This window comes from Vibrio sp. 10N.261.55.C5 (assembly GCF_041470505.1).
Lineage (GTDB): Bacteria > Pseudomonadota > Gammaproteobacteria > Enterobacterales > Vibrionaceae > Vibrio > Vibrio crassostreae_C.
In genome coordinates this window covers 220,020-241,815 of sequence record NZ_JBFRMS010000012.1, presented here as the reverse complement: position 1 = coordinate 241,815, position 21,796 = coordinate 220,020, and the positions used below count along the sequence as shown (strand labels likewise).

Sequence of the window (21,796 nt, the reverse complement as noted above, 5' to 3'; positions counted from 1 at the left end):
CCCTTAGGAGGTACTTATGCTAAATAAAGAATTAGAGACGAGTTTAAATGGCGCATTTGCTCGTGCGCGAGACAAGCGACATGAATTCATGACTGTCGAACACCTCCTACTAGCATTATTAGAAAATGATGCGGCCAAGGAAGCGCTCCAAGCTTGTCAGGCTGATCTCGATGCTCTTCGCAATGAGCTCGATATTTTTATCGATCAAACGACCCCACTTATCCCTGAAAGCGACGAAACTCGCGAAACTCAGCCAACGTTGAGCTTCCAACGAGTACTTCAACGCGCTGTTTTTCATGTTCAATCTTCAGGTCGCAGCGAAGTAACAGGTGCTAACGTACTTGTGGCTATTTTTAGTGAGCAAGAATCTCACGCGGCATATCTTCTTAAGAAAAACGACATTAGTCGCTTAGATATTGTTAACTTCATCTCACACGGTATTACCAAAGCGAGCAACGAAGGCGACAGTCCTTCATCATCCGATTCATTTGGTGGTGCAGAAAATGTTGAAGAAGCTAACTCTGAAGACCGTTTAGAAAATTTTGCTACTAACCTTAACGAAGTCGCAAAGCAGGGCAATATTGACCCACTAATCGGTCGTGATAAAGAGCTAGAACGCACTATCCAAGTTCTGTGTCGTCGTCGTAAGAACAACCCTCTGTTAGTGGGTGAAGCGGGTGTAGGTAAAACTGCCATCGCGGAAGGTCTTGCATGGCGCATCGTTGAAGGACAAGTGCCTGAAATCATTCAGAGCAGCGTAATTTATTCTCTAGATATCGGTTCACTGTTAGCCGGAACCAAATATCGTGGTGACTTTGAGAAACGTTTTAAAGCGATTCTTAAGCAACTGGAGAAAGAAGAAGACGCGATTCTGTTCATCGATGAGATCCACACCATTATCGGTGCCGGGGCTGCATCGGGTGGTCAGGTTGATGCGGCAAACTTAATTAAACCACTACTAAGCAGTGGCAAATTACGTTGCATCGGTTCAACAACGTACCAAGAGTACAGCAGTATTTTTGAGAAGGAGCGTGCTTTAGCTCGTCGCTTCCAGAAAATAGATATTATTGAACCATCGCTAGACGATACGACCAAGATCCTGATTGGCTTGAAGCCAAAATACGAAGCTCACCACGAAGTGCGCTACACCAACAAAGCGTTGCGTGCCGCTGTGGAACTGTCAGCTAAATACATTAATGAACGCCACCTTCCTGATAAGGCCATTGACGTAATCGATGAAGCGGGCGCTCGTAGTCGTTTGGCACCTGCAAGCCGTCGTAAGAAAACGGTAAGCGTGGCTGATATTGAGTCAATGGTTGCGAAAATGGCGCGTATTCCTGAAAAGTCAGTATCGTCTTCAGACAAAGATACACTCCAGAAACTGGATGAGCGCATGAAAATGTTGGTATTCGGACAAGACCCTGCAATCGATGTATTGAGTGAAGCGATTAAGCTGACCCGTGCTGGATTGGGTGCAGACAATAAACCTGTTGGTTCATTCTTGTTTGCTGGTCCTACTGGTGTCGGTAAAACAGAGGTGACTGTTCAGCTGTCTAAGTTGATGGGTATTGAGCTTCTGCGCTTTGATATGTCTGAGTACGGTGAGCGACACTCAGTGAGCCGCTTGATTGGTGCGCCTCCTGGTTATGTCGGTTACGACCAAGGTGGTTTGCTAACGGATGCCGTAATCAAGAACCCGCACTCTGTTGTGTTACTGGATGAAATCGAGAAAGCTCACCCAGATATCTTTAACTTGCTACTGCAGGTAATGGATAACGGCACGCTAACTGACAACAATGGTCGCAAAGCGGACTTCCGCAATGTGATTCTAGTGATGACGACCAACGCAGGTGTGGCTGAAACCGAGAAGAAATCGATCGGCCTGATCCAACAAGATCATGCGCCAGATGCGATGGGTGAAATCAAGAAGGTATTTACTCCTGAGTTCCGTAACCGTCTTGATAATATCATTTGGTTCAACAGCCTTGATCCAAGTGTGATTAGCCAAGTAGTTGATAAATTCATTGTTGAGCTTCAGGTTCAACTGGACGCTCGTGGCGTGTCTTTAGAGGTTTCTGAGGATGCTCGTCACTGGTTGGCTGATAAAGGCTATGACAAGACCATGGGTGCTCGTCCAATGGGACGTGTGATTCAAGAGAAGCTTAAGAAGCCACTTGCTAACGAGTTACTGTTTGGTAGCTTGGTTGATGGCGGTACGGTTAAAGTATCCCTGAAAAAAGACGAATTGGATTTCATCTATGTTGGTGCTAAAGAAGAGGTTATGCACTAACGAAGTGAACGATAATTCAAGGGCTTAAACATAAAACGCATGACTTCGGTTGTGCGTTTTTTATGCTTGCGAGATGCGAGATGCGAGATGCGAGATGCGAGATGCGAGATTGATGTGCTTGTGTAGTAAAAAGCTCAGGCAATAAAAAACGGAGCCTTAAGCTCCGCTTCTTATTGTATTCGCTAATTAAAAATTAACGAGCACGGAAGACGATGCGGCCTTTAGAAAGGTCGTATGGAGTCATCTCAACAGTTACTTTATCACCAGTAAGAATACGGATGTAGTTCTTACGCATTTTACCAGAGATGTGTGCTGTCACTACGTGACCGTTTTCAAGCTCAACACGGAACATTGTGTTTGGTAGAGTATCAAGGACAGTGCCTTGCATCTCGATTACGTCTTCTTTAGCCATCTAATCCTCTTTCGAAATTTGGCGGTTTTCAACGGCTTGATTGTGCCGTTAAAATCAAAATATGTAAAGTTGTCGCGTATTCTACCCTTGCCACCGCTGATTTACTAGCCTTTGATGACGTTGAAATCGTACTTTATAGTTCATCGCAGGGCATTCATCGATTTGATAACCCAAATATAACCATTGTTTTTGTTCTTTCTGGGCATGTTGGATCTGAAATAGAACGCCAAGTGTTCCCATCGAAATGTCTATATCAGGAGCGAAGAAGGTATAAAACGCGCTCGTACAGTGAGCCATGATGTCGGTTACGGCGATACCAACCAACTTGTTCTCATCATAGATGTGCATGAACTTTGTAGTAAGCCACTCATTTTTAGAGAATTGTAGAAACTCTTCTTTCTTGGGTGGGTACATGGTTCCCGAACGGTGACGAGCGGTGATATAGCGACTGTATAAGTCAAACCAGTTGTCATCCATCTCATCTTTCAGTTCCCAACGTAGTGATTTTCCTTTGTTAAGGATCCGTCGTTGGCTTTTGGAAAGCTTAACCTCAGGAATTGAAAGCCGAATCGCTTGGCATGCTGAGCAATTATCGCAATGTGGCTTATAAATGGTTGAACCACTGCGGCGAAATCCATTCGCAAGCAGAACTTCATAGTTATCTGAGGTGTGCATGTGTTCGTCAAGCGTGACCGCCACTCTCTCTTCGAAGTGAGGTAAGTAGCTGCAAGCGTGATTGTCTGTTAATCCAATTCTGATTTGTTGTAAATCTGGATTCATTAAGGCATTTCCTTTAGCCATTGGGTTTTAAAGCATGCATCGTCAACGGAGAACTCTTTGAGTAATTGCAGAGAGCCTAGGAATTCATCCCTATCAACCTCGATAGCGCCCAAGGATTCCAAGTGAGGGTTCATGACTTGGCAATCAATCAGTTGTCCGCCGAATCGGGTAAAGTGTTTACAAAAGTACCACAGCGCAATTTTAGAGGCATTGGTCTTTAGGCTGAACATCGATTCACCGCAAAAGACTTGGCCTCTTTGTAAGCCGTAAAGTCCACCGATCAGTTCATCATCTTGCCAAACCTCAAACGAGTGGCAGAAACCTAATGAAGCGAGTTTGCGGTAGGCTGACTGCATGTCGCTGTTTAGCCAGGTTTCTTCTTCGGGTCTTAGTGAAGAGCAATAACCAATTACTCTGTCCGTCGCTTGGTTGATGCTGACTCGGTAATTGTGCTTTCTTTGAAACTTTTTAAGACTTTTTGACGGTTCGAATGTCTTAGGATTAAATACCGCTCGCGGTGCAGGGCTCCACCAAAGTATAGGCTCACCTGGGCCATACCATGGAAATATACCTTGGCTATAAGCGTTTAAAATTCGCATTGGTGATAAATCACCACCGAAGGCGAGCAGACCGTTGGGGTCATCAAGCGCGTCGAAAGGCGAAGGAAACTCTATACTAGTAGTATCAAGTTCGGTTAGGTATATAGTCATAAGTACCGCATTACAGATTAATCACTGACCAAGAGGTCTTTAGGAGTTTTACCATGAAGAAGTTGCTTTGGATTTTACTTGTTTTGCCCATGTTGGCAAATGCAGCTTACAACAGAAACCAAGCTCGACCAGTAAACGAGGTGGTTTATGGTGAGATTGATACGGTCAGATACATCACTCAGCAAGAGATCGTTGAGTCGAAAGCGAATGGTTGGGAAACCTTGTTAGGTGCGGCGATTGGTGGCTTGATTGGTAACCAGTTTGGCGGCGGCACTGGTAAAGAAGTGGCGACAGCTGTAGGTGCAGTAGCAGGTGCGGGTATTGCTCGTAACCGAGGTAACACACAATATAAAGTAGAGTACAAACTGGTCGAGTTATTGGTCAAAACCAAAGACGACAAGTTAGTCAACATTATCCAAGATGTCGATAACTCGATGCTGTTCAACCGAGGCGATGATGTACGAATTCTCTATTTTTCAGATGGTGTTCGAGTTGATCTCGTGTACTAGTATATAAATACGATTGATTGGCTAATTAATCACCGGTTTGGGCCGGATTAGCTCTGGAGTTCGTTGGAAAAGTTCGTTAGTCTGCAAGTACGAAGAATTATTCATCACCCGAAAATAAATACGCACCAGTGACTTCGGGTGGTACAAGGACTATAAGATTTAATGGAAAGCCTTACGTTACAACCAATTCAAAAAGTGAACGGGGAAGTTAACCTACCTGGTTCAAAAAGCGTTTCCAACCGTGCACTTCTTTTGGCTGCACTTTCTACGGGAACCACTCGCCTAACAAACTTGCTAGACAGTGATGATATTCGTCATATGTTGAATGCATTGACTCAGTTAGGTGTTGATTATCAGTTGTCTGCAGACAAAACCGTTTGTGAAGTGACAGGTGTTGGTGGTGCATTTTCAAGTGACAAAGCCCTAGAGCTTTTCTTAGGTAATGCGGGTACGGCGATGCGTCCGTTGGCGGCTGCACTATGTTTAGGTCGCGGTGAATACGTTCTTACTGGTGAGCCTCGCATGAAAGAGCGCCCAATTGGCCACTTAGTAACAGCACTACGAGAAGCCGGTGCCGACGTTGAATATTTAGAGAACGAAAACTACCCGCCATTGAAGATCACAGGTACCGGTTTGAAGAGCGGTACGGTTTCTATCGACGGTTCGATCTCTAGTCAATTTTTGACGGCATTTTTGATGGCTGCGCCTTTAGCTGAAGGTGAAGTGACCATTAAAATTGACGGTGAATTGGTTTCTAAACCTTACATCGATATTACGCTGCACATCATGAAGCAATTTGGTGTGGACGTGATCAATAATGATTACCAAGAGTTTGTGATTCCTACCGGGCAATCTTACTCGGCACCGGGTGATTTCTTGGTTGAAGGTGATGCATCATCTGCGTCATATTTCCTTGCAGCCGCTGCTATCAAAGGTGGTGAGATTAAGGTCACTGGTATTGGTAAAAACAGTATCCAAGGTGATATCCAATTCGCTGATGCGCTTGAGAAAATGGGTGCGGAAATCGAATGGGGTGACGACTACGTTATTTCTCGTTGTGGCGAGCTGAAAGGCATTGATATGGACTATAACCATATCCCAGATGCTGCGATGACTATCGCGACAACCGCATTGTTTGCGAAAGGCACAACGGCAATCCGTAATGTCTACAACTGGCGTGTGAAAGAGACAGATCGCTTGGCTGCAATGGCAACAGAGCTACGCAAAGTCGGCGCTGAAGTGGAAGAGGGTGAAGATTACATTATTGTTAACCCTGTGGCTGAACTGACTCATGCGGCGATTGATACTTACGATGATCACCGTATGGCGATGTGTTTCTCGCTGGTTGCCTTGAGCGATACGCCTGTGACGATTAATGATCCAGGTTGTACGTCAAAGACATTCCCTGATTACTTCGACAAGCTGAAAATGCTAAGTCTATAAAAATGCTTAGTATGTAAAGGTTTAGGAACAAAAAAGCTTGCCTAAGTGGCAAGCTTTTTAATTATTGCTGAATTGTAAATTCTTTCGAAAGGTGGTGCGCTAAGTATTTAAACATGTTAAATACCGCGGTTGTATTCTCGGTCGGCATTCCATTGCTGTCTAAGAAGTATTCACCTTTGAAGACGAGTACATCGTCTTTTTCTACTACGCTGTTTGCGCGCATGCCTTCAATGTAGTCATCATGTGATTGGATAATTTGGTTTGCGATAAGCAGTAAATCAAATTCTGCTATTACTTTCTTTGTCATGAGTTTATCTCTGATAACTGAATATAACGTTGAGTTTATGGTGTCGAACTAGAAATTCAATGATTTCACAACCGATTAAGAGAGTCTTTTCAAACATCCACAATTTATTTTGTGATTTACGGCAAAAATAATTGAATGGGGCTCGCGTTAGATTCGCGGACAAGCTTAGTATGAGCCCGTTTAGACGTAATGCCTGATGAATAGGCTCTTGCAAGTATTCTTAGTGAGTACTTTATAGCTTCTTATATTGTGACCCTTTTATCTATGAGTCGTCGAATTGTCGAGCGATCAGATCCAATTTTGAAAAAAGCGGTTGATCTTCTAGTAATCTCGCACAATAGTAAAAAAAGAAGCAATGAATTTAGAATATCATGCGTAAAAGCCCACAAGCTAAATTGTTGGTGCTGAAGCATCGTGATTAAGGACGTTAGAGTCAATATGGGTAAATCGCTCGTTATAGTGGAGTCGCCAGCCAAGGCTAAAACTATCAATAAATATCTTGGCAAAGACTTTGTCGTTAAGTCGAGTGTAGGTCACGTACGTGATTTACCAACGGCAGGTCAAAGTACTGGTCAAAAGGCTGCTGCAGTTTCAACCAAGGGTATGAGCCCAGAAGACAAAGCTCGTATCAAGAAAGAAAAAGATCGCAAAGCTCTTATCAAAAAGATGGGTATCAACCCGTATAAAGAGTGGGAAGCGAACTACCAAATCCTACCTGGTAAAGAGAAAGTCGTCGCTGAATTGCAAAAACTGGCTGAGAACGCAGACCATGTTTATCTCGCAACCGATTTGGACCGCGAAGGAGAAGCTATCGCATGGCACCTTCGTGAGATCATCGGTGGCGATGAAACGCGATACAAGCGAGTGGTTTTTAACGAAATCACCAAGAATGCTATTCAACAAGCTTTCGAAACTCCAGGTGAGCTAAATATTGATGGCGTAAACGCACAACAAGCACGACGTTTTATGGACCGTGTTGTTGGCTTTATGGTGTCACCTCTGCTTTGGAAAAAAGTAGCACGAGGCCTGTCCGCTGGCCGTGTTCAATCAGTAGCGGTAAAACTACTGGTAGAGCGTGAGCGCGAGATCAACGCCTTTATCCCTGAAGAGTTCTGGGATGTGCATGCTGATACTAAAACAGCAGAGAAAACCGACTTTAGACTGCAAGTTGCACAGAAAGACGGTGTTGCGTTTAAACCTGAAAATGAAGCGCAAACACAAGCTGCTGTTAGCGTTTTAGAAAAAGCGCAATACGAAGTATGTAAACGTGAAGACCGCCCAACAAAGAGTAAGCCGTCTGCACCTTACATCACGTCGACGCTGCAACAAGCGGCGAGTACGCGTCTTGGTTATGGCGTAAAGAAAACCATGATGCTGGCTCAACGCCTGTATGAAGCGGGTTACATCACTTATATGCGTACTGATTCAACCAACTTGAGTTCAGAAGCTGTAGAAGCCGCTCGTGAATACATTGGTTCTGAGTACGGCGCGCAATACCTTCCACCTAAAGCTCTTGCATACGGCAGCAAAGAGGGCGCTCAAGAGGCCCACGAAGCGATTCGTCCTTCAAGTGTAGATGTTAAGTCGGAAGATCTAAACGGCGTAGACGCAGACGCACACAAGCTTTACTCGCTAATTTGGAATCAATTCGTAGCGTGTCAAATGACGCCAGCTCAATACGATTCAACGACAGTAAGCGTTAAAGCAGATGAGTACACGTTGAAAGCGAAAGGTCGTATCCTTAAATTTGATGGTTGGACTCGTGTTCAGCGTCCAATGGGCAAGAACGAAGATACGATCCTTCCAGCAGTACAGATCGGCGATAAGCTTGATCTGATTGCGCTAGACCCTAAACAGCACTTCACTAAGCCACCGGCTCGTTTCACTGAAGCGGCGCTAGTTAAAGAGCTTGAGAAGCGTGGTATTGGTCGTCCTTCAACATACGCATCAATCATCTCAACGATTCAAGATCGCGGTTATGTAAAAGTTGAACAGCGTCGTTTCTATGCTGAGAAGATGGGTGAAATTGTTACTGACCGTCTAGACGGCAGCTTCAATGACCTAATGAACTACGACTTCACTGCTCGTATGGAGCAGAAGTTGGACCAAATCGCAGAAGGCGAAGCAAGCTGGAAAGGCGTGCTAGATAACTTCTTCGAAGACTTTACTGGCGATTTGGAAAAAGCAGATTTAGACGAAGACGCTGGTGGCATGAAGCCAAATCATATCGTGGAAACCGATATTGAGTGTCCGACTTGTAGCCGTAAAATGGGTATTCGTACTGCTTCGACAGGCGTATTCCTTGGTTGTTCTGGCTATGCACTTCCACCAAAAGAGCGTTGTAAGACAACAATCAACCTTGGTGATGAAGAAGGCATTATCAACGTGCTTGAAGAAGACGTTGAAACAGCAGCACTTCGAGCTAAAAAGCGTTGTCCTATTTGTGAAACGGCAATGGATGCCTATCTAATCGATGATAAGCGTAAGATGCACGTATGTGGTAACAACCCGAACTGTGAAGGTTATGTGGTTGAGCACGGCGAATTTAAAGTGAAAGGCTACGATGGTCCACTTGTTGAGTGTGACAAGTGTGGTTCTGACATGGTTCTGAAGAACGGTCGTTTTGGTAAATACATGGACTGTACGAGTGAAGATTGTAAGAACACTCGTAAGATTCTGAAAAATGGCGAAGTTGCGCCACCAAAAGAAGACCCGGTGCATTTCCCTGAACTTCCGTGTGAAAATTCAGACGCGTACTTTGTTCTTCGTGATGGTGCTTCTGGTCTATTTATGGCTGCGAGCAACTTCCCTAAATCACGTGAAACACGTGCACCATTAGTGGAAGAGCTGGTTCGTTTTAAAGACCGTATCTCACCTAAGTTCCAATACCTAGCATCAGCGCCAGTTGCTGACCCTGATGGTAAGCCGACAGTGGTTCGTTTTAGTCGTAAGACCAAAGAAAACTACGTGCGTACTGAAGTAGATGGAAAACCGTCCGGTTGGACTGCGTTGTACATCGACGGTAAGTGGGAAGTTACGGATAAGCGTAAAAAGCCTAAAGAGAAATAACTGAACGTTATTGATGAAAAAGCAGCCTAATGGCTGCTTTTTTTGATCTCAATATGACTAAATATGCAACTTGTTGACCTGGTGTTTCGTCGGTGGGGATTTATTAAATTCACACCGCAAAATTAATGGCGGCAATTAATCATATCTTCTTATGCAACTTTAACGAAAATGTAACTTAATTAAAATATTGTAACTCACAGATCAGCGTTTAGTTGTATACCTGATGTGTGTCGGGTGTTAATGTAATGTTTCGTCTGGACGGTGTAGTGTGAGCTGCTTTAAGTCTTAGGAAAGCAATCAGCTTACGTACCACAGAATGGCGTATTAAAAATTGAATTCGGCCGAAAAGTCGATAACGTATATAAAACCAAGTGCAAAGAATAGTGCACACATAACAACGTTTGGCTTAGGATATTGTCACTGTATGTGAATGGATATTCGCTAAATACCGAAATAAGTGTTGGTGCTCATCCCCCAGAGGAAGATACCTCTACGAGTACTAACATCGACAAGCTATAGATATATGGAGAATAAAATGGCTGGTGTATTGGGAATGATTCTTGCTGGTGGTGAAGGCTCTCGCTTAAGACCTTTAACTGAATCTCGCAGCAAACCCTCGGTTCCTTTCGGTGGTAGTTACCGCTTAATTGATTTCGCTTTGAACAACTTCGTTAATGCTGATCTAATGAAGATCTACGTATTAACACAATTTAAGTCACAGTCACTGTTCCACCATATGAAAAAAGGCTGGAATATCAGTGGTATAACAGACCGTTTTATCGACCCAATTCCTGCGCAAATGCGTAAAGGAAAGCGTTGGTATGAAGGCACAGCAGATGCTATCTACCAAAACATGGGCTTTATGGAGTTGGAAGAACCTGATCAAGTATGTATTTTTGGTTCAGACCATATTTATAAGATGGACATCAAACAGATGCTTGATTTCCATAAAGAGAAGAAAGCGGCTCTAACAGTATCAGCATTGCGCATGCCGCTTGCTGAAGCATCAGAATTCGGTGTTATTGAGGTTGATGCTGACGGCCGTATGATTGGCTTTGAAGAGAAACCTGCAAATCCGAAGTCGATCCCGGGCGATCCAGAATCAGCGCTCGTTTCAATGGGCAACTACGTGTTCGAAGCGAAAGAGCTTTTTGCTGAACTAACGGAAGATGCTGATAGAGAAGGTTCGACACACGATTTCGGCAAAGACATTATTCCAAACATGTTCCCACGTGGTGACGTGTTTGTTTATGATTTCAGCACCAACCGTATTACTGGTGAGAAAGAAGAAGTTTACTGGCGCGATGTAGGTACGATTGACGCGTACTGGCAAGCGCACATGGACCTTCTTAAGAAAGATGCGCCATTCTCGCTATACAACCGTAAATGGCCTCTACACACTTATTACCCGCCACTACCACCAGCTACGTTTACTGATTCGGCAAATGGTCGAATTCAGATCATTGATAGCCTTGTGTGTAGCGGTAGTTATGTACGTGGTTCGCGTATTGAAAAGAGTGTATTGGGCTTCCGCAGCAATATCGCATCAGCGTGTGATATCAGCGAAAGCATCTTACTCGGTGATGTAAAAGTGGGTGAGGGTTGTATCTTGCGCCGCGTTATCATTGATAAAGACGCAGATATCGCACCGGGTACACAGATTGGTGTAAATCTGACAGAAGACAAAAAGCATTACCACGTATCTGACGATGGTGTCGTAGTGATTTCTAAAGGAGCACGAGTTGGTTACTAAGACTCTCTCGGTACTTTTTGTAGCGTCTGAAGTTGAAGGCTTGATTAAAAGTGGTGGCTTGGCTGATGTAGCCAAGGCACTGCCGAAAGCGTTGCAAACACTCGAACAGGACGTTCGAGTGACTATCCCCGCATATAGAAACATTCCAAGCATTGATTCAGCAGAAGTTATTTTATCGACTGAACTCGATCATTGGCCTCATACGGCTTATCAAGTTAAAAAACTGAGCGTAGAAGGCGTTCCAGTTTTTGGTATTGAATGTGCCAAGTATTTCGACCGCCCGGAAATGTACGCAGAAAACAATCAAGCTTATGCTGATAACGGAGAGCGCTTCTCGTTCTTTAGTGCAGCCTGTCTTGATATGCTTCCTAAGCTTGGTTTTCAACCGGATATCATTCATGCAAATGACTGGCATACTGGTTTCGTTCCTTTCTTGCTTAAATCGCGTTATCAACAACACGATTTCTTTGAAAATACGCGCAGTGTTATCTCGATCCACAATGCGGTTTTCAAAGGTGTGTTCGCCTACGATGAACTTCAATTCCTGCCAGAGATGCACAGTTACCATGCGCCTGAAGCTTCAGTGAGTGACACTCATGTCACTATGCTAAGAGCTGGAGTGATGTGTGCGGATAAAGTGAACGCAGTAAGTCCTACCTATGCAGAAGAGTTGAAAACGGAATTAGGTAGCCACGGTATGGCTGCAGAATTCCAACACAGATCTGCTGATCTGTTCGGCATTTTGAATGGGTGTGATTATGGGGCTTGGAATCCGGAAACTGATGCTTTCCTTCCTCGTAAATACAAAGCGACCAAGCACAGCATGGCTCGCGGAAAATCAGCTTGTAAGCAAAAACTGCAACAAGATGTAGGTTTACCCGTTGCCGATTGCGCGGTTTATGGCATGGTTTGTCGCTTGACGAATCAAAAAGGTGTTCATTACTTACTGCCTATCATCGAACAGTTTTTGAAAAATGATCTTCAGATCGTGATTGTCGGTACTGGCGATCCGGTTTTGGCGAGTCAATTGAAAGAGCTATCAGCGCTTCACTCAGATAAGTTCTCGTTCGTAGAAGCGTACAATAATGAACTTGCGCACTTGGTTGAAGCAGGCTCTGATTTCTTCTTGATGCCTTCGGAATTTGAACCGTGTGGCTTAAACCAAATCTACAGCATGGCTTACGGTACTTTGCCGATTGTTCGTTCTGTGGGAGGTTTAAAAGACAGCGTGAATGATTACGATGAAGATCCTGAAGTCGCGACTGGGTTTGCTTTTGAAGAGCCAACACCGCAAGCGTTATTGGCTGTGTTACATCGTTCATTACTGCTTTACGCACAAAACCCATCTGAAATTAAGCGTGTTCAGCTTTATGCGATGCAGCAAGATTTTAGTTGGGAAGATGCGGCTAAAGAATACCTAGCTATGTATCATTCAGCATTTTAACTTGTTGACTTAGCTTTAAAGTTAGCTGGCGAGCAACTGCCGCTCGTACTAAATGAAGGCGCTCTAATTGTAGAGTGCCTTTTGGTTTCCTGGTCAGAGCACATCACGTTTACGAAGACAAAGCTTGCAAACTCATTTTAGTCAGGTAGAAAAGGTGAGGTAGGTATTCACATGACTAATGATAGGTTTGACACTATTATCACTTAAAGTTCTTAATAGCGTGGTATCCTTAGTCATCGCCTCGTGATGAGGCATAGCTCCATTCCAATAATTAAAGCGATAGGTATGTCTGAGAGTTTACTATTTCATAAAACATTTACTCACCCTACGAGCGATGAGTGGGTTGTATTTGTGCATGGCGCAGGAGGCAGTTCCTCCATCTGGTTCAAGCAGATCAAAGCGTATAAACAGCATTTCAACTTACTTCTCATTGATCTGAGAGGGCACGGTAAATCAGACAATATACTTAAAGGGCTGATTTCGAATCGTTATACGTTCAAATCGGTGACGCTTGATATTCTTAAAGTGTTAGACCATCTTAAGATCCGTTCTGCACATTTCGTTGGCATGTCTTTGGGCACGATTATTGTGCGTAACGTTGCCGAACTGGCGGCTGGCCGTGTACGTTCAATGGTACTGGGTGGCGCTGTCACCAAGCTAAACACTCGCTCTCAAGTGTTAATCAAGTTGGGTAACCTCAGCAAGCACATCATTCCTTACATGTGGTTATACAGCCTTTTTGCTTATGTTGTGATGCCACAAAAAAGCCAAAAAGAGTCTCGTCACCTTTTTATCCGCGAAGCCAAAAAACTGTGCCAGAAAGAATTTAAACGCTGGTTTATCTTAACGGCTGATGTAAACCCCTTGATGAAATATTTTAAAGATAGAGAGCTACCAATACCGACTCTTTATTTGATGGGTGAACGTGACTACATGTTTATTAAGCCTGTAAAAGAAATGGTTGCAGCGCATGAATCGAGTGAGCTAGTAGAAATCCCGAATTGTGGACACGTGTGTAACGTGGAAAACCCTGAAGAGTTTAATCAGCGTTCGATTGCGTTTATTCAAAAACAAATTCAGTGATATTCTAGGCGTGAAATCAAAGATGATGAGTTAATCGAATTGAAATAAAAACGGGAAGCTAACTTTAGCTTCCCGTTTTTAATTGGAGGAGGTATCTGACCGAATCGTTCTATCAGGTCACTGAAACCCTGCTATTCAGGTGAGGCAGCACCGCACTGCCAGCAAGAGCCGAATTGCGCTTCGTTGACTTCATGACACTCACCACAACGCCACTCTTCATAGATGATCGAATCTTGCTGCTTTTGGTAGTCATTGACGAGCATGCGAGCTTTACTGGCCAATTCTGGCTCATATAACCATACGTAAGGGTCAGTTTCTTCAGTGAATGGGATTTCCCCCTTTAATCCGAACAACCCCTCACCACGGACTTCACAGGCAATATTCTCGCTTTCTAACAATCCACAGATGATATGAGCTTCTGTCGGATTCGATGCACTGAAGATTTTCATTGAAATAGAACCTTATTCGGCTATCTGTGTTGTTTAGATATTATAAACTATTCTGCTATATACATTATTCAGCTACGGGTGCTGAGCGAAACTTACCCATCAACCATTTAGCCACTATTGGGAATATCCCCAATAATGCAAATGACAATAGTACTGAAGGGGAGACGATGCCCGAAAGTGAATCAATTTCTGCGAGCTGAGTACCAGCATTCAAGAAAACCGCCGTCCCCGGTAACATCCCGATTTGACTCGTAATGTAGTAACGACTCACTGACATCGGTGTTAGACCCATCAATAGGTTGATAAGGAAAAATGGGAATACAGGAATCAGACGCAGAGAAAACAGGTAAAATGCGCCGTCTTTTTCAACCCCCTTGTTAATCGTCGCCAATTTGTCACCAAACTTGGTTTGAATCCAGTCACGCAACAGGTAACGGCTACTTAAGAAAGCTAAGGTCGCACCGATCACACTTGCGAAAGATACCAGTAGCAAGCTGTTCCAGAAGCCAAATAGCGCGGCCCCTAATAAGGTTACAACAGCGGCACCAGGAATGGAGAAAGCCGTAATCATGACATACGCGACAAAATAGATAGCGGCAGCCGCAATAAAGTTGCTGTCAATGTAGTCATTTAACACAGCTTGTTGGGCCTTAGCATTTTCAAGCGTTAAGTACTGGCCGAAATTGATGCCTAACAAGACGATGGTTACGACCAACACAATACCCAATATCATTTTCTTACTCATTGATACTTCCTCTAAATTTTCAATGCATACCGATAGTATAGATAGACAGGCAAAGCATAGATTAACTTTCACCAGTTAATAAAAAACTATTTATTCTAGACGATGGATCGGGGGCAAAAAGCTAGCCTAATTGCTTAGTCTTATGTTAGCGACAAGTATTGGCGGAATAGAGGTGGAAAAAGATTCGTTGATTAGAAGGTTGTGACTCTCTGCTAGGGACTTGTTTTGTATGCATTATTTTATTAGCGATAATTTGTACCACGTAAAAAGTAACAAAAATTTGAAAGAGTTTTGGTCTTGGCTCGTTCTATATACGTAACAATCGTGGCATGAAGATTGTTTTAGATAATTATTCAGGCAGACAACTAAGGAGCTAGCTATGAAATTATTATCAATGATTACGGTTATTGCTACAACGGGCCTATTCTCTTTCCAAGCCATGGGATCGGGCGTCTATCACCGTGCGGCTGTTGAGTCTAAAGTATTTAAAGGCGATGTAGTGGCGAGCCAATCACAGGCTTACGAATCTGGAAAAAAAATCTGGATGGATATAAACAGTAAGCGCTCATATGAATTGAGCAAAATCTTACCGCAAGCCTCTGAAAAAGTAGATGTACGCTCGTTTGAAATCAAAAACGGTACCATCAAAGTAAAAGAAATAATGGATTCCTCTGGAGAAATTAACTTCATTCCGATGGTTAAAGTGGATTACAAATACTATTACCGTCCATCTTTTTGAACTCAGTGGTTCAGCTATACATAAGACTAGTTTTGTCGACATAAAAAAAGCCGCAGTAAATGCGGCTTAGTTATGTATATAGATTGCACTGACAATGTTAATTGACGCGATTGATAAGCTCTTCGCGACGTTGCTGCGGTATAACAGACCAATGTGTACCATTGATCGCGCCTTCTAGCGCCCAAAGTAGTTCAATACTGACGGAAGACGCATGCGATTCTTTGATGGCGTTAAATGCGTTTACAGAGCCAGATTCATATAAACGTTCTACAGAATCGATCCCTGCCTTTTTCAACATACGCTCGGTAGCGAGTCGAAGATTAGGCAGATCTTTGAGTCGGGTCGGCTTAGCAGAAGACTGCTCAGCTTTTTCTTCTTTAGCAAAACCTAGAGACGTGGTTGCAAGCTGCAAGATTTTCTCTTGGTCTTGCCAGAGGCCTTCAGGTAAAGCGAAATATTTAGTAACGACAGGGAAACCACGTTTTTTGTAGACGTACGGTTGAAACCCTTGTTGTTCGAATTGTTTAGTTGTGCCTTTGTCTGCGCGTATGTGCAACTGGTCATTTACAACCAGAGCAAACATAGTGTCATCAGCAAAAAGACCGAAGCCACCAAACATTGAGCGTGATTTTATTTTTCCTAGGGACTCAAATAACTTCATCGAGTCCTTTAGTATCGGTTTATCCATGTTATTTATCTCGGTGTATTTGAACTACGCCACCAAATAAGCAGGTCCGAGAGATTAGCAAAATGTTGCAATTAAATTGTCAATAAGCCGTAAATTACTAAATTATTAGTAGTTACTGCATTTTGCCATCGGTAACCCCGCTACCATACCAACGAGTGGTTTAGGCCGGAAGCTTTGCGTCTCACTCTTTCGAGTGGTTTGCCCTGTGCGTGACTGATTGAATAGAATAAAGTTTTTGTTGAATGAAGCTCACACTTGATATTTCAAAATGTGATACCGCTTCAATTAATGATCTTTCATTTATGCATAAGGGTTCATTATAGTTGCTGATAAAAAAAGCGCACCTAAAGGTGCGCTTGATGAAATTAAACTCGAATTATCAATTAATTTAACGTCTTAACTGTACTTCGTTCAACAATTTCAGGGTGCATTTCGAAGACGCGTTTTTCGTGGTCTTTGTCTTTGATGCGCTCCAATAGAATTTCGAATGCATTCTTACCAACACGACGTTTTGGTTGGTGAACTGTCGTTAACGGCGGAGAGAAGTATTCAGCGAGTTCGATGTTGTCGTAACCGATCACTGAGATATCTTCAGGAATGCGGATGCCTTTTTCTTGCAGTCGGCTCATTAAGCCGAGTGCCATTGTGTCGTTAAAGCAGAATACCGCCGTTGGACGATCTTCCATCTCAACGATTTGTTCTGCAGCAAGAACAGCCGTATCACACTCGAAGTTGCCTTCGATGATCATATTGTCATCGGCAGAAATTTTAGCTTCGTTAAGTGCGCGCTTGTAACCGGCAATACGTTCAACACATGCTGCTTTGTCTAAGTGGCCACTTAAACATGCAATCTTAGAGTGACCGCGTTCAATAAGGTATTTGGTCGCTAGGTAGCCACCTTCTTCAGAGTTATCGATGATCTTATCAGCTTGAGAACTCTCTGGGCCCCAGTCCATAATAACTTTAGGGATGTCAGCGTGACGGTCTAACATCTCTCTTAGTTCTTCAGTTAGGTCAGAACACATAACTAAGATGCCATCTACACGTTTCTCTGCAAGCATTCGAATGTAGTCACGTTGCTTCTCATAGATACCGCCCGTATTACACAGGATCAAAGTGTAACCTTGACGGTAGCAGTAGCTCTCAACACCATCGATAACTTCAGAGAAGAATAGATTAGTTGATTGAGTCACTAGCATGCCGATGGTGCGTGTTGTATTACACTTCAAGCTACGAGCAACAGCACTTGGTGCATAGTTCAGTTCATCTACGGCTTTGTTTACTTTTTCTTGCGTTGCTTCTGCAACAAAGCGAGTTTTATTGATTACGTGAGAAACGGTTGTTGTTGATACGCCGGCTAAGCGAGCGACATCTTTTATAGTGGCCATGGTTTTATCCTATTAGAAGCTACTTTCCCAAAGTACGGAATAAAGTAGCCGTTAAGCTACCTAACTAAGAGCTTAAATTTGTAGGGCTCTTTGGGTACTAAAAGTGCTAAAAAACAAAAAACCGCTATTGAGCGGCTTGTCTTAACACCGAAATGCTCAAAACTATAATAAGCATAGCATTTCGTGAATGTTTCATATTTTATCGTTTGCGGTCACAATTTTAGACTGACTAGAAATTACTCGCAATAAAATTCACCCGGAAATCCGGGTGAATTGTCACATTCTTCTGAATTTATTTAACGAGTCATCCAATAAGCTATTCACCAGCTAAATATTGAGTGTCTAATTGACAGAATGCGAGTAGCAACGATGAGACGGAGGCGTAGAAACCGAATTCATCAACGTCATGACATTTCACGTTGAACTTTGGTAACCAAGTCAGCAGTTGTTGTTCGATAAACTGCTGTTGAGCGGCAAATGAATTCTCTAGTTCTTCTTCAATATTCGTTTCGTTTGAACGAATGATCAAGTTACCAAGGAAATCGAGTTCGATAGCAATGTGGTCTGCTGGCTCTTTTAGATCTTGGTTCACAACTAAGTTGTGCTTAGCCATGATCTCTTCCATATCTTTTGCTGGCTTATCATTCAAAAGGCCAGTTTCGCCGATATACATTGAAGCGTAAGGAAGAGCGCCGTGCTTATCTGTCTTTAAGAAAAGATCGCAAAAGTCTGCAGACAGTTCTAGCTGAGCATCTTCACGAGTTTGTAGGCGGTTCAGCGCATCCACTAACTTATCAATCGCTGGCTTTAGTGTCTCATTTTCGCCTAAACCAGTTAGGAAAGAACGAATTTCAACAGAGTGGTAGTGATCGAGTTCTTCTTGAGTGAGCTCTTTGGCAAATAAGCTTGATAGCCACCAGTATATTTCTGCTCTTTGCTCGTTGAACGCTTTCGTATCTTTCATTTGTTAGATCCTGACTTAGTCTTGTGATGTTGCTTATATGCATCTTGAAGTCACTTGGGCATAAGCACACCAAGGCTGAATAACAAGGTTATTTGCGAAACGCAAAGTTACTCGTTAGTAGTAATGCCTATATTGAATTGCGATGGACGATAAATAGCAAGGTTTAAGATTGTCTTGTATCAAAAAAAATCCATGTTTCTGGCTTTTATCTTCTGTACCACTAGAATTGTTACTAGTTATGAATAGAATAGTCACTGAAACTATTAAATAAGAAAAGTGGTGTAGATGAGCTATCACGTATTAGTCGTAGAAGATGATGTGGTAACCCGCAGTAAACTGGTTGGATACTTCCAGAACGAGGGTTACACAGTGAGCGAAGCAGAAAGCGGCGCTCAAATGAGAAACGTGTTAGAAGAAAACAACGTTGACCTCATTATGCTGGACATCAACTTACCAGGCGAAGATGGATTGATGCTAACTCGCGAATTACGCAGTCAATCAGACATTGGAATTATTTTAGTTACTGGACGCACGGATAGCATCGACAAAATCGTTGGCCTTGAAATGGGCGCTGACGATTACGTTACTAAACCCTTCGAACTTCGCGAGTTATTAGTTCGAGTTAAAAACCTACTTTGGCGTATTTCTGCTGCTCGTAAAACAGCAGCGGGCGCAGTCGAAGAAATATCAGATGAGTCTGTGGTTCGTTTTGGTGAGTGGACATTTGATATCCCTCGTCGTGCGTTAAGCAAAAACGGCGAACCGGTGAAATTGACCAAAGCAGAATACGAACTGCTAGTGGCATTGTCTTCTTACCCTAACCAAGTCTTAAGCCGCGAACGTATTTTGAATATGATTAGCCACCGAGTGGACGCGCCTAATGACCGTACTATCGACGTATTGATTCGTCGTATGCGTGCAAAAATGGAGTTTGATCCTAAGAACCCACAAATTTTTGTGACGGTTCACGGTGAAGGTTACATGTTCGCTGGTGATTGATTTCCTTCGGAAGTGATTAATCAACAACGACATTTAAACGTAAAAAGCCGAGACACCATTGATGTCTCGGCTTTTTTATTGCTTAGCTTTCATTGTTAACGAACAGAGAACCTAAAAATACTTGCCGACTCAGTCTGCTCAGTATGAGTTTAAAGATTCAATTGGCTTACTGAGGCTGAGCCGCAGAAACTTCACCGTCATCTTCAACTAAGCTGGAAGCTTCTGGAATCACCGGCTCTTCAACAATGTCATTGCTTGTATCAAGCCAATCACGTAAATCTTGCCAAACTAATCCCATGGTTTCGTGCCAGTAACGCTCAGTCTGCTCAAGGTAGAGAGCTTTTGGCATGTACTTATTCCAAGGCTCAACAACGCCTTCTTGTGCAAGGTAGTTGGTTGGTGCAGGCAGTGGTTTCATACCAGCTGCATGGAATTCATTGAGTGCACGAGTCATATGGCTCGCTGAAGTCACCAGAACCATTTTTTTATTCTTAACGAACGCAGCGGCTTGGCGAGCTTCTTCCCAGGTGTCTTTTGCGGTTTCAAGCAGAATGATGTCGGGCTTTGCTACGCCAAGTGCTAATGCAACTTTAGCCATCATTCTTGCGTTACTGACTTCAGTGCCTGCGCCATAGCCAGACAAAATGAGTTTTGCACCAGGGTAAAGGCGTAGAATACGAATCCCTTCACTTAAACGCATCAGGCCGGTGCGGCTAAGTTCTGATGTCGGTGGAATTTGGTCGTCTACGACGTGACCACTTCCGAGAACCATTACGTAATCGACGGTTTCATCGACAGGTAAAAAAGCGGTGTGTTGCCTTTCCATTGGCATTAAAAGTTGACTAGAAACTGGTTGGAAAGCGATTAGGAAAATACCACATAGGGCTGAAAGGGTGATTAAGCAACCCGTCTTCCTTTTGGTAGTAAACATCACTAGGGCTAAACCCAGAAAAGCGAGAATTAACATTGCTGGCAGTGGCATCAATAGCGAAGACACTACTTTTTTCAGCTCAAACATATCCGAATAGTCCGAAAAAACATCACTTAGTAGTAAAAAGAGACATCGCCTCTTTATTCCTGAAATTCCTGTGACAGAATAGCAGGCACGATAGGACATAATAACTCAAGTAGCCGTGACTGAAGACCGTAATTTCGACGATATTGCCCACAAATTTGCAAAAAATATTTACGGCTCTGACAAAGGAGAGATCCGTCAGATCATCGTATGGGAAGATTTAGAACAAGCTTTGAGCAAGTTTGAGCAATCAGCTTCTCCGCTGCATGTGCTTGATGCTGGAGGCGGCCTTGCACAGATGTCGCAAAAAATTGCGTCGCTTGGGCATAACGTTTCTCTGTGTGATCTCTCTTCTGAAATGCTGAAGCTCGCAGAAGAAAGTATCAGCGAAGCGGGTTTGCTAGAGCAATATCGATTTATTCATTCACCAGTACAAAAAGTCGCAGAACATCTAGATGAGAAAGTCGATTTTGTGATGTTTCATGCCGTAATGGAATGGTTAGCCGATCCTAAAGAGGCGCTTGATTTATTGCTTGAACAAGTTAAACCGGGTGGCGTTGCCTCGATAATGTTTTACAACCACCACGGATTAGTCCTGAAAAATGTGATTTGTGGCAACATTCCTCATGTATTGAATGGGATGCCACATCGAAAACGGTTTAAGCTGCAACCACAAAAAGGCTTGAAGCCGGAAGAGGTTTATCAATGGATAGAAGACGCTGGTCTAGAAATCTGTGGTAAATCAGGCATTCGCTCTTTCAGTGACTACATAGGTAATATGGAGTACATGGGCGATTACCAATTTGAAGATGTATTGGAACTGGAAAAACAGCTATGTCGCCAAGAGCCATATCTGTCACTAGGCCGTTATATTCACGTTTGGGCTCAAAAACCTGCGCAATAACAGCGGTGAATGTGGTAAAAGAAGCCACAACATGCGCTATGCAATCGTAAGAAGCCCGCGTCATAAAGAAATAGGCGTCATATCTAATACATTCGATATGACGAA

Annotated in this window: 20 protein-coding genes and 1 riboswitch; of the genes, 10 read left to right on the top strand and 10 right to left on the bottom strand. The window is 43.3% G+C overall.

The features are described from left to right. Positions 1 to 16 precede the first annotated feature (16 nt). Positions 17 to 2,290 carry an ATP-dependent Clp protease ATP-binding subunit ClpA gene (gene clpA, locus AB4263_RS05740; protein WP_372097846.1) on the top strand — a complete coding sequence of 758 codons (2,274 nt, stop codon included), beginning with the start codon at positions 17 to 19 and terminating at the stop codon, positions 2,288 to 2,290. Positions 2,291 to 2,483: 193 nt separating this feature from the next. On the opposite strand, the gene infA is transcribed toward clpA, so the two are convergent. From infA to aat, 3 genes are all read right to left on the bottom strand, one after another. Then, positions 2,484 to 2,702: a translation initiation factor IF-1 gene (gene infA / locus AB4263_RS05735; protein ID WP_001040192.1), complete on the bottom strand. Its 219-nt coding sequence runs from the start codon at positions 2,700 to 2,702 to the stop codon at positions 2,484 to 2,486. Between the two features lie 81 nt (positions 2,703 to 2,783). Then, positions 2,784 to 3,482: an arginyltransferase gene (locus tag AB4263_RS05730; RefSeq protein WP_017062107.1), complete on the bottom strand. Its 699-nt coding sequence runs from the start codon at positions 3,480 to 3,482 to the stop codon at positions 2,784 to 2,786. Then, the gene (aat, locus tag AB4263_RS05725; RefSeq protein ID WP_372097844.1) at positions 3,482 to 4,192 is read right to left on the bottom strand and encodes a leucyl/phenylalanyl-tRNA--protein transferase; all 711 of its coding nucleotides are present in this window, start codon (positions 4,190 to 4,192) and stop codon (positions 3,482 to 3,484) included. The genes AB4263_RS05730 and aat overlap by 1 nt, the downstream gene beginning before the upstream one ends. Before the next feature lie 53 nt (positions 4,193 to 4,245). On the opposite strand from aat, the gene AB4263_RS05720 reads away from it, so the two are divergent. Continuing rightward, the gene (locus AB4263_RS05720) at positions 4,246 to 4,701 is read left to right on the top strand and encodes a glycine zipper 2TM domain-containing protein (protein WP_004736438.1); all 456 of its coding nucleotides are present in this window, start codon (positions 4,246 to 4,248) and stop codon (positions 4,699 to 4,701) included. 162 nt (positions 4,702 to 4,863) lie between these two features. Then, positions 4,864 to 6,144: a 3-phosphoshikimate 1-carboxyvinyltransferase gene (aroA, locus tag AB4263_RS05715; protein WP_017062105.1), complete on the top strand. Its 1,281-nt coding sequence runs from the start codon at positions 4,864 to 4,866 to the stop codon at positions 6,142 to 6,144. Positions 6,145 to 6,205: 61 nt separating this feature from the next. Here the strand turns inward: aroA and AB4263_RS05710 are convergent, their stop codons facing one another. Further along, positions 6,206 to 6,451 (bottom strand): YciN family protein, encoded by a 246-nt coding sequence (locus AB4263_RS05710; protein WP_017062104.1) that lies wholly within the window; start codon positions 6,449 to 6,451, stop codon positions 6,206 to 6,208. 438 nt (positions 6,452 to 6,889) lie between these two features. Between AB4263_RS05710 and topA the strand changes: the two genes are divergently transcribed. From topA to AB4263_RS05690, 4 genes are all read left to right on the top strand, one after another. Next, complete coding sequence (gene topA, locus AB4263_RS05705) at positions 6,890 to 9,520, top strand: type I DNA topoisomerase (protein WP_017067846.1); 2,631 nt, start codon at positions 6,890 to 6,892, stop codon at positions 9,518 to 9,520. 523 nt (positions 9,521 to 10,043) lie between these two features. After that, a complete protein-coding gene (glgC, locus tag AB4263_RS05700) occupies positions 10,044 to 11,273 on the top strand; it encodes a glucose-1-phosphate adenylyltransferase (RefSeq protein ID WP_080582251.1) in 1,230 nt (409 codons plus the stop codon). Then, on the top strand, positions 11,263 to 12,717 hold the full coding sequence (gene glgA / locus AB4263_RS05695) for a glycogen synthase GlgA (RefSeq protein ID WP_372097842.1): 1,455 nt from the start codon (positions 11,263 to 11,265) through the stop codon (positions 12,715 to 12,717). Before glgC ends, glgA begins: the two co-directional genes overlap by 11 nt. A 285-nt stretch (positions 12,718 to 13,002) precedes the next feature. Further along, positions 13,003 to 13,800, top strand: a complete 798-nt coding sequence (locus tag AB4263_RS05690; RefSeq protein ID WP_017062100.1) for an alpha/beta fold hydrolase — start codon at positions 13,003 to 13,005, stop codon at positions 13,798 to 13,800. Between the two features lie 131 nt (positions 13,801 to 13,931). Here the strand turns inward: AB4263_RS05690 and AB4263_RS05685 are convergent, their stop codons facing one another. Together AB4263_RS05685 and AB4263_RS05680 are read right to left on the bottom strand one after the other, a co-directional pair. Then, the gene (locus AB4263_RS05685) at positions 13,932 to 14,249 is read right to left on the bottom strand and encodes a DUF2007 domain-containing protein (RefSeq protein WP_017062099.1); all 318 of its coding nucleotides are present in this window, start codon (positions 14,247 to 14,249) and stop codon (positions 13,932 to 13,934) included. Between the two features lie 64 nt (positions 14,250 to 14,313). Continuing rightward, a complete protein-coding gene (locus tag AB4263_RS05680; RefSeq protein ID WP_372097840.1) occupies positions 14,314 to 14,994 on the bottom strand; it encodes a TVP38/TMEM64 family protein in 681 nt (226 codons plus the stop codon). Between the two features lie 379 nt (positions 14,995 to 15,373). On the opposite strand from AB4263_RS05680, the gene AB4263_RS05675 reads away from it, so the two are divergent. Then, positions 15,374 to 15,733, top strand: a complete 360-nt coding sequence (locus AB4263_RS05675; protein WP_017067843.1) for a DUF3316 domain-containing protein — start codon at positions 15,374 to 15,376, stop codon at positions 15,731 to 15,733. A 97-nt stretch (positions 15,734 to 15,830) separates the two neighbouring features. Here AB4263_RS05675 and AB4263_RS05670 read toward each other — a convergent pair whose 3' ends face one another. The 3 genes from AB4263_RS05670 to torD form a co-directional block, all read right to left on the bottom strand. Continuing rightward, the gene (locus AB4263_RS05670; protein ID WP_019820997.1) at positions 15,831 to 16,421 is read right to left on the bottom strand and encodes a TfoX/Sxy family DNA transformation protein; all 591 of its coding nucleotides are present in this window, start codon (positions 16,419 to 16,421) and stop codon (positions 15,831 to 15,833) included. A 127-nt stretch (positions 16,422 to 16,548) separates the two neighbouring features. Beyond that, positions 16,549 to 16,634: riboswitch (cyclic di-GMP riboswitch) on the bottom strand. 170 nt (positions 16,635 to 16,804) lie between these two features. Beyond that, complete coding sequence (gene purR / locus AB4263_RS05665) at positions 16,805 to 17,809, bottom strand: HTH-type transcriptional repressor PurR (RefSeq protein WP_017063507.1); 1,005 nt, start codon at positions 17,807 to 17,809, stop codon at positions 16,805 to 16,807. A 316-nt stretch (positions 17,810 to 18,125) separates the two neighbouring features. Continuing rightward, positions 18,126 to 18,773: a molecular chaperone TorD gene (gene torD / locus AB4263_RS05660; protein ID WP_017062095.1), complete on the bottom strand. Its 648-nt coding sequence runs from the start codon at positions 18,771 to 18,773 to the stop codon at positions 18,126 to 18,128. 285 nt (positions 18,774 to 19,058) lie between these two features. Here torD and torR point away from each other — a divergent pair, with 285 nt between their 5' ends. Further along, a complete protein-coding gene (gene torR / locus AB4263_RS05655) occupies positions 19,059 to 19,772 on the top strand; it encodes a two-component system response regulator TorR (protein ID WP_017062094.1) in 714 nt (237 codons plus the stop codon). A 166-nt stretch (positions 19,773 to 19,938) separates the two neighbouring features. On the opposite strand, the gene elyC is transcribed toward torR, so the two are convergent. Further along, positions 19,939 to 20,790, bottom strand: a complete 852-nt coding sequence (elyC, locus tag AB4263_RS05650; RefSeq protein WP_017062093.1) for an envelope biogenesis factor ElyC — start codon at positions 20,788 to 20,790, stop codon at positions 19,939 to 19,941. Between the two features lie 115 nt (positions 20,791 to 20,905). Here elyC and cmoM point away from each other — a divergent pair, with 115 nt between their 5' ends. After that, positions 20,906 to 21,691 carry a tRNA uridine 5-oxyacetic acid(34) methyltransferase CmoM gene (gene cmoM, locus AB4263_RS05645; protein WP_017063509.1) on the top strand — a complete coding sequence of 262 codons (786 nt, stop codon included), beginning with the start codon at positions 20,906 to 20,908 and terminating at the stop codon, positions 21,689 to 21,691. Positions 21,692 to 21,796: the final 105 nt, after the last annotated feature.

Coding starts and splice junctions, on each gene's coding strand:
- clpA (WP_372097846.1), top strand. CDS start 17: ATGCTAAATAAAGAATTAGAGACGAGTTTAAATGGCGCATTTGCTCGT.
- infA (WP_001040192.1), bottom strand. CDS start 2,702: ATGGCTAAAGAAGACGTAATCGAGATGCAAGGCACTGTCCTTGATACT.
- AB4263_RS05730 (WP_017062107.1), bottom strand. CDS start 3,482: ATGAATCCAGATTTACAACAAATCAGAATTGGATTAACAGACAATCAC.
- aat (WP_372097844.1), bottom strand. CDS start 4,192: ATGACTATATACCTAACCGAACTTGATACTACTAGTATAGAGTTTCCT.
- AB4263_RS05720 (WP_004736438.1), top strand. CDS start 4,246: ATGAAGAAGTTGCTTTGGATTTTACTTGTTTTGCCCATGTTGGCAAAT.
- aroA (WP_017062105.1), top strand. CDS start 4,864: ATGGAAAGCCTTACGTTACAACCAATTCAAAAAGTGAACGGGGAAGTT.
- AB4263_RS05710 (WP_017062104.1), bottom strand. CDS start 6,451: ATGACAAAGAAAGTAATAGCAGAATTTGATTTACTGCTTATCGCAAAC.
- topA (WP_017067846.1), top strand. CDS start 6,890: ATGGGTAAATCGCTCGTTATAGTGGAGTCGCCAGCCAAGGCTAAAACT.
- glgC (WP_080582251.1), top strand. CDS start 10,044: ATGGAGAATAAAATGGCTGGTGTATTGGGAATGATTCTTGCTGGTGGT.
- AB4263_RS05690 (WP_017062100.1), top strand. CDS start 13,003: ATGTCTGAGAGTTTACTATTTCATAAAACATTTACTCACCCTACGAGC.
- AB4263_RS05685 (WP_017062099.1), bottom strand. CDS start 14,249: ATGAAAATCTTCAGTGCATCGAATCCGACAGAAGCTCATATCATCTGT.
- AB4263_RS05680 (WP_372097840.1), bottom strand. CDS start 14,994: ATGAGTAAGAAAATGATATTGGGTATTGTGTTGGTCGTAACCATCGTC.
- AB4263_RS05675 (WP_017067843.1), top strand. CDS start 15,374: ATGAAATTATTATCAATGATTACGGTTATTGCTACAACGGGCCTATTC.
- AB4263_RS05670 (WP_019820997.1), bottom strand. CDS start 16,421: ATGGATAAACCGATACTAAAGGACTCGATGAAGTTATTTGAGTCCCTA.
- purR (WP_017063507.1), bottom strand. CDS start 17,809: ATGGCCACTATAAAAGATGTCGCTCGCTTAGCCGGCGTATCAACAACA.
- torD (WP_017062095.1), bottom strand. CDS start 18,773: ATGAAAGATACGAAAGCGTTCAACGAGCAAAGAGCAGAAATATACTGG.
- torR (WP_017062094.1), top strand. CDS start 19,059: ATGAGCTATCACGTATTAGTCGTAGAAGATGATGTGGTAACCCGCAGT.
- elyC (WP_017062093.1), bottom strand. CDS start 20,790: ATGTTTGAGCTGAAAAAAGTAGTGTCTTCGCTATTGATGCCACTGCCA.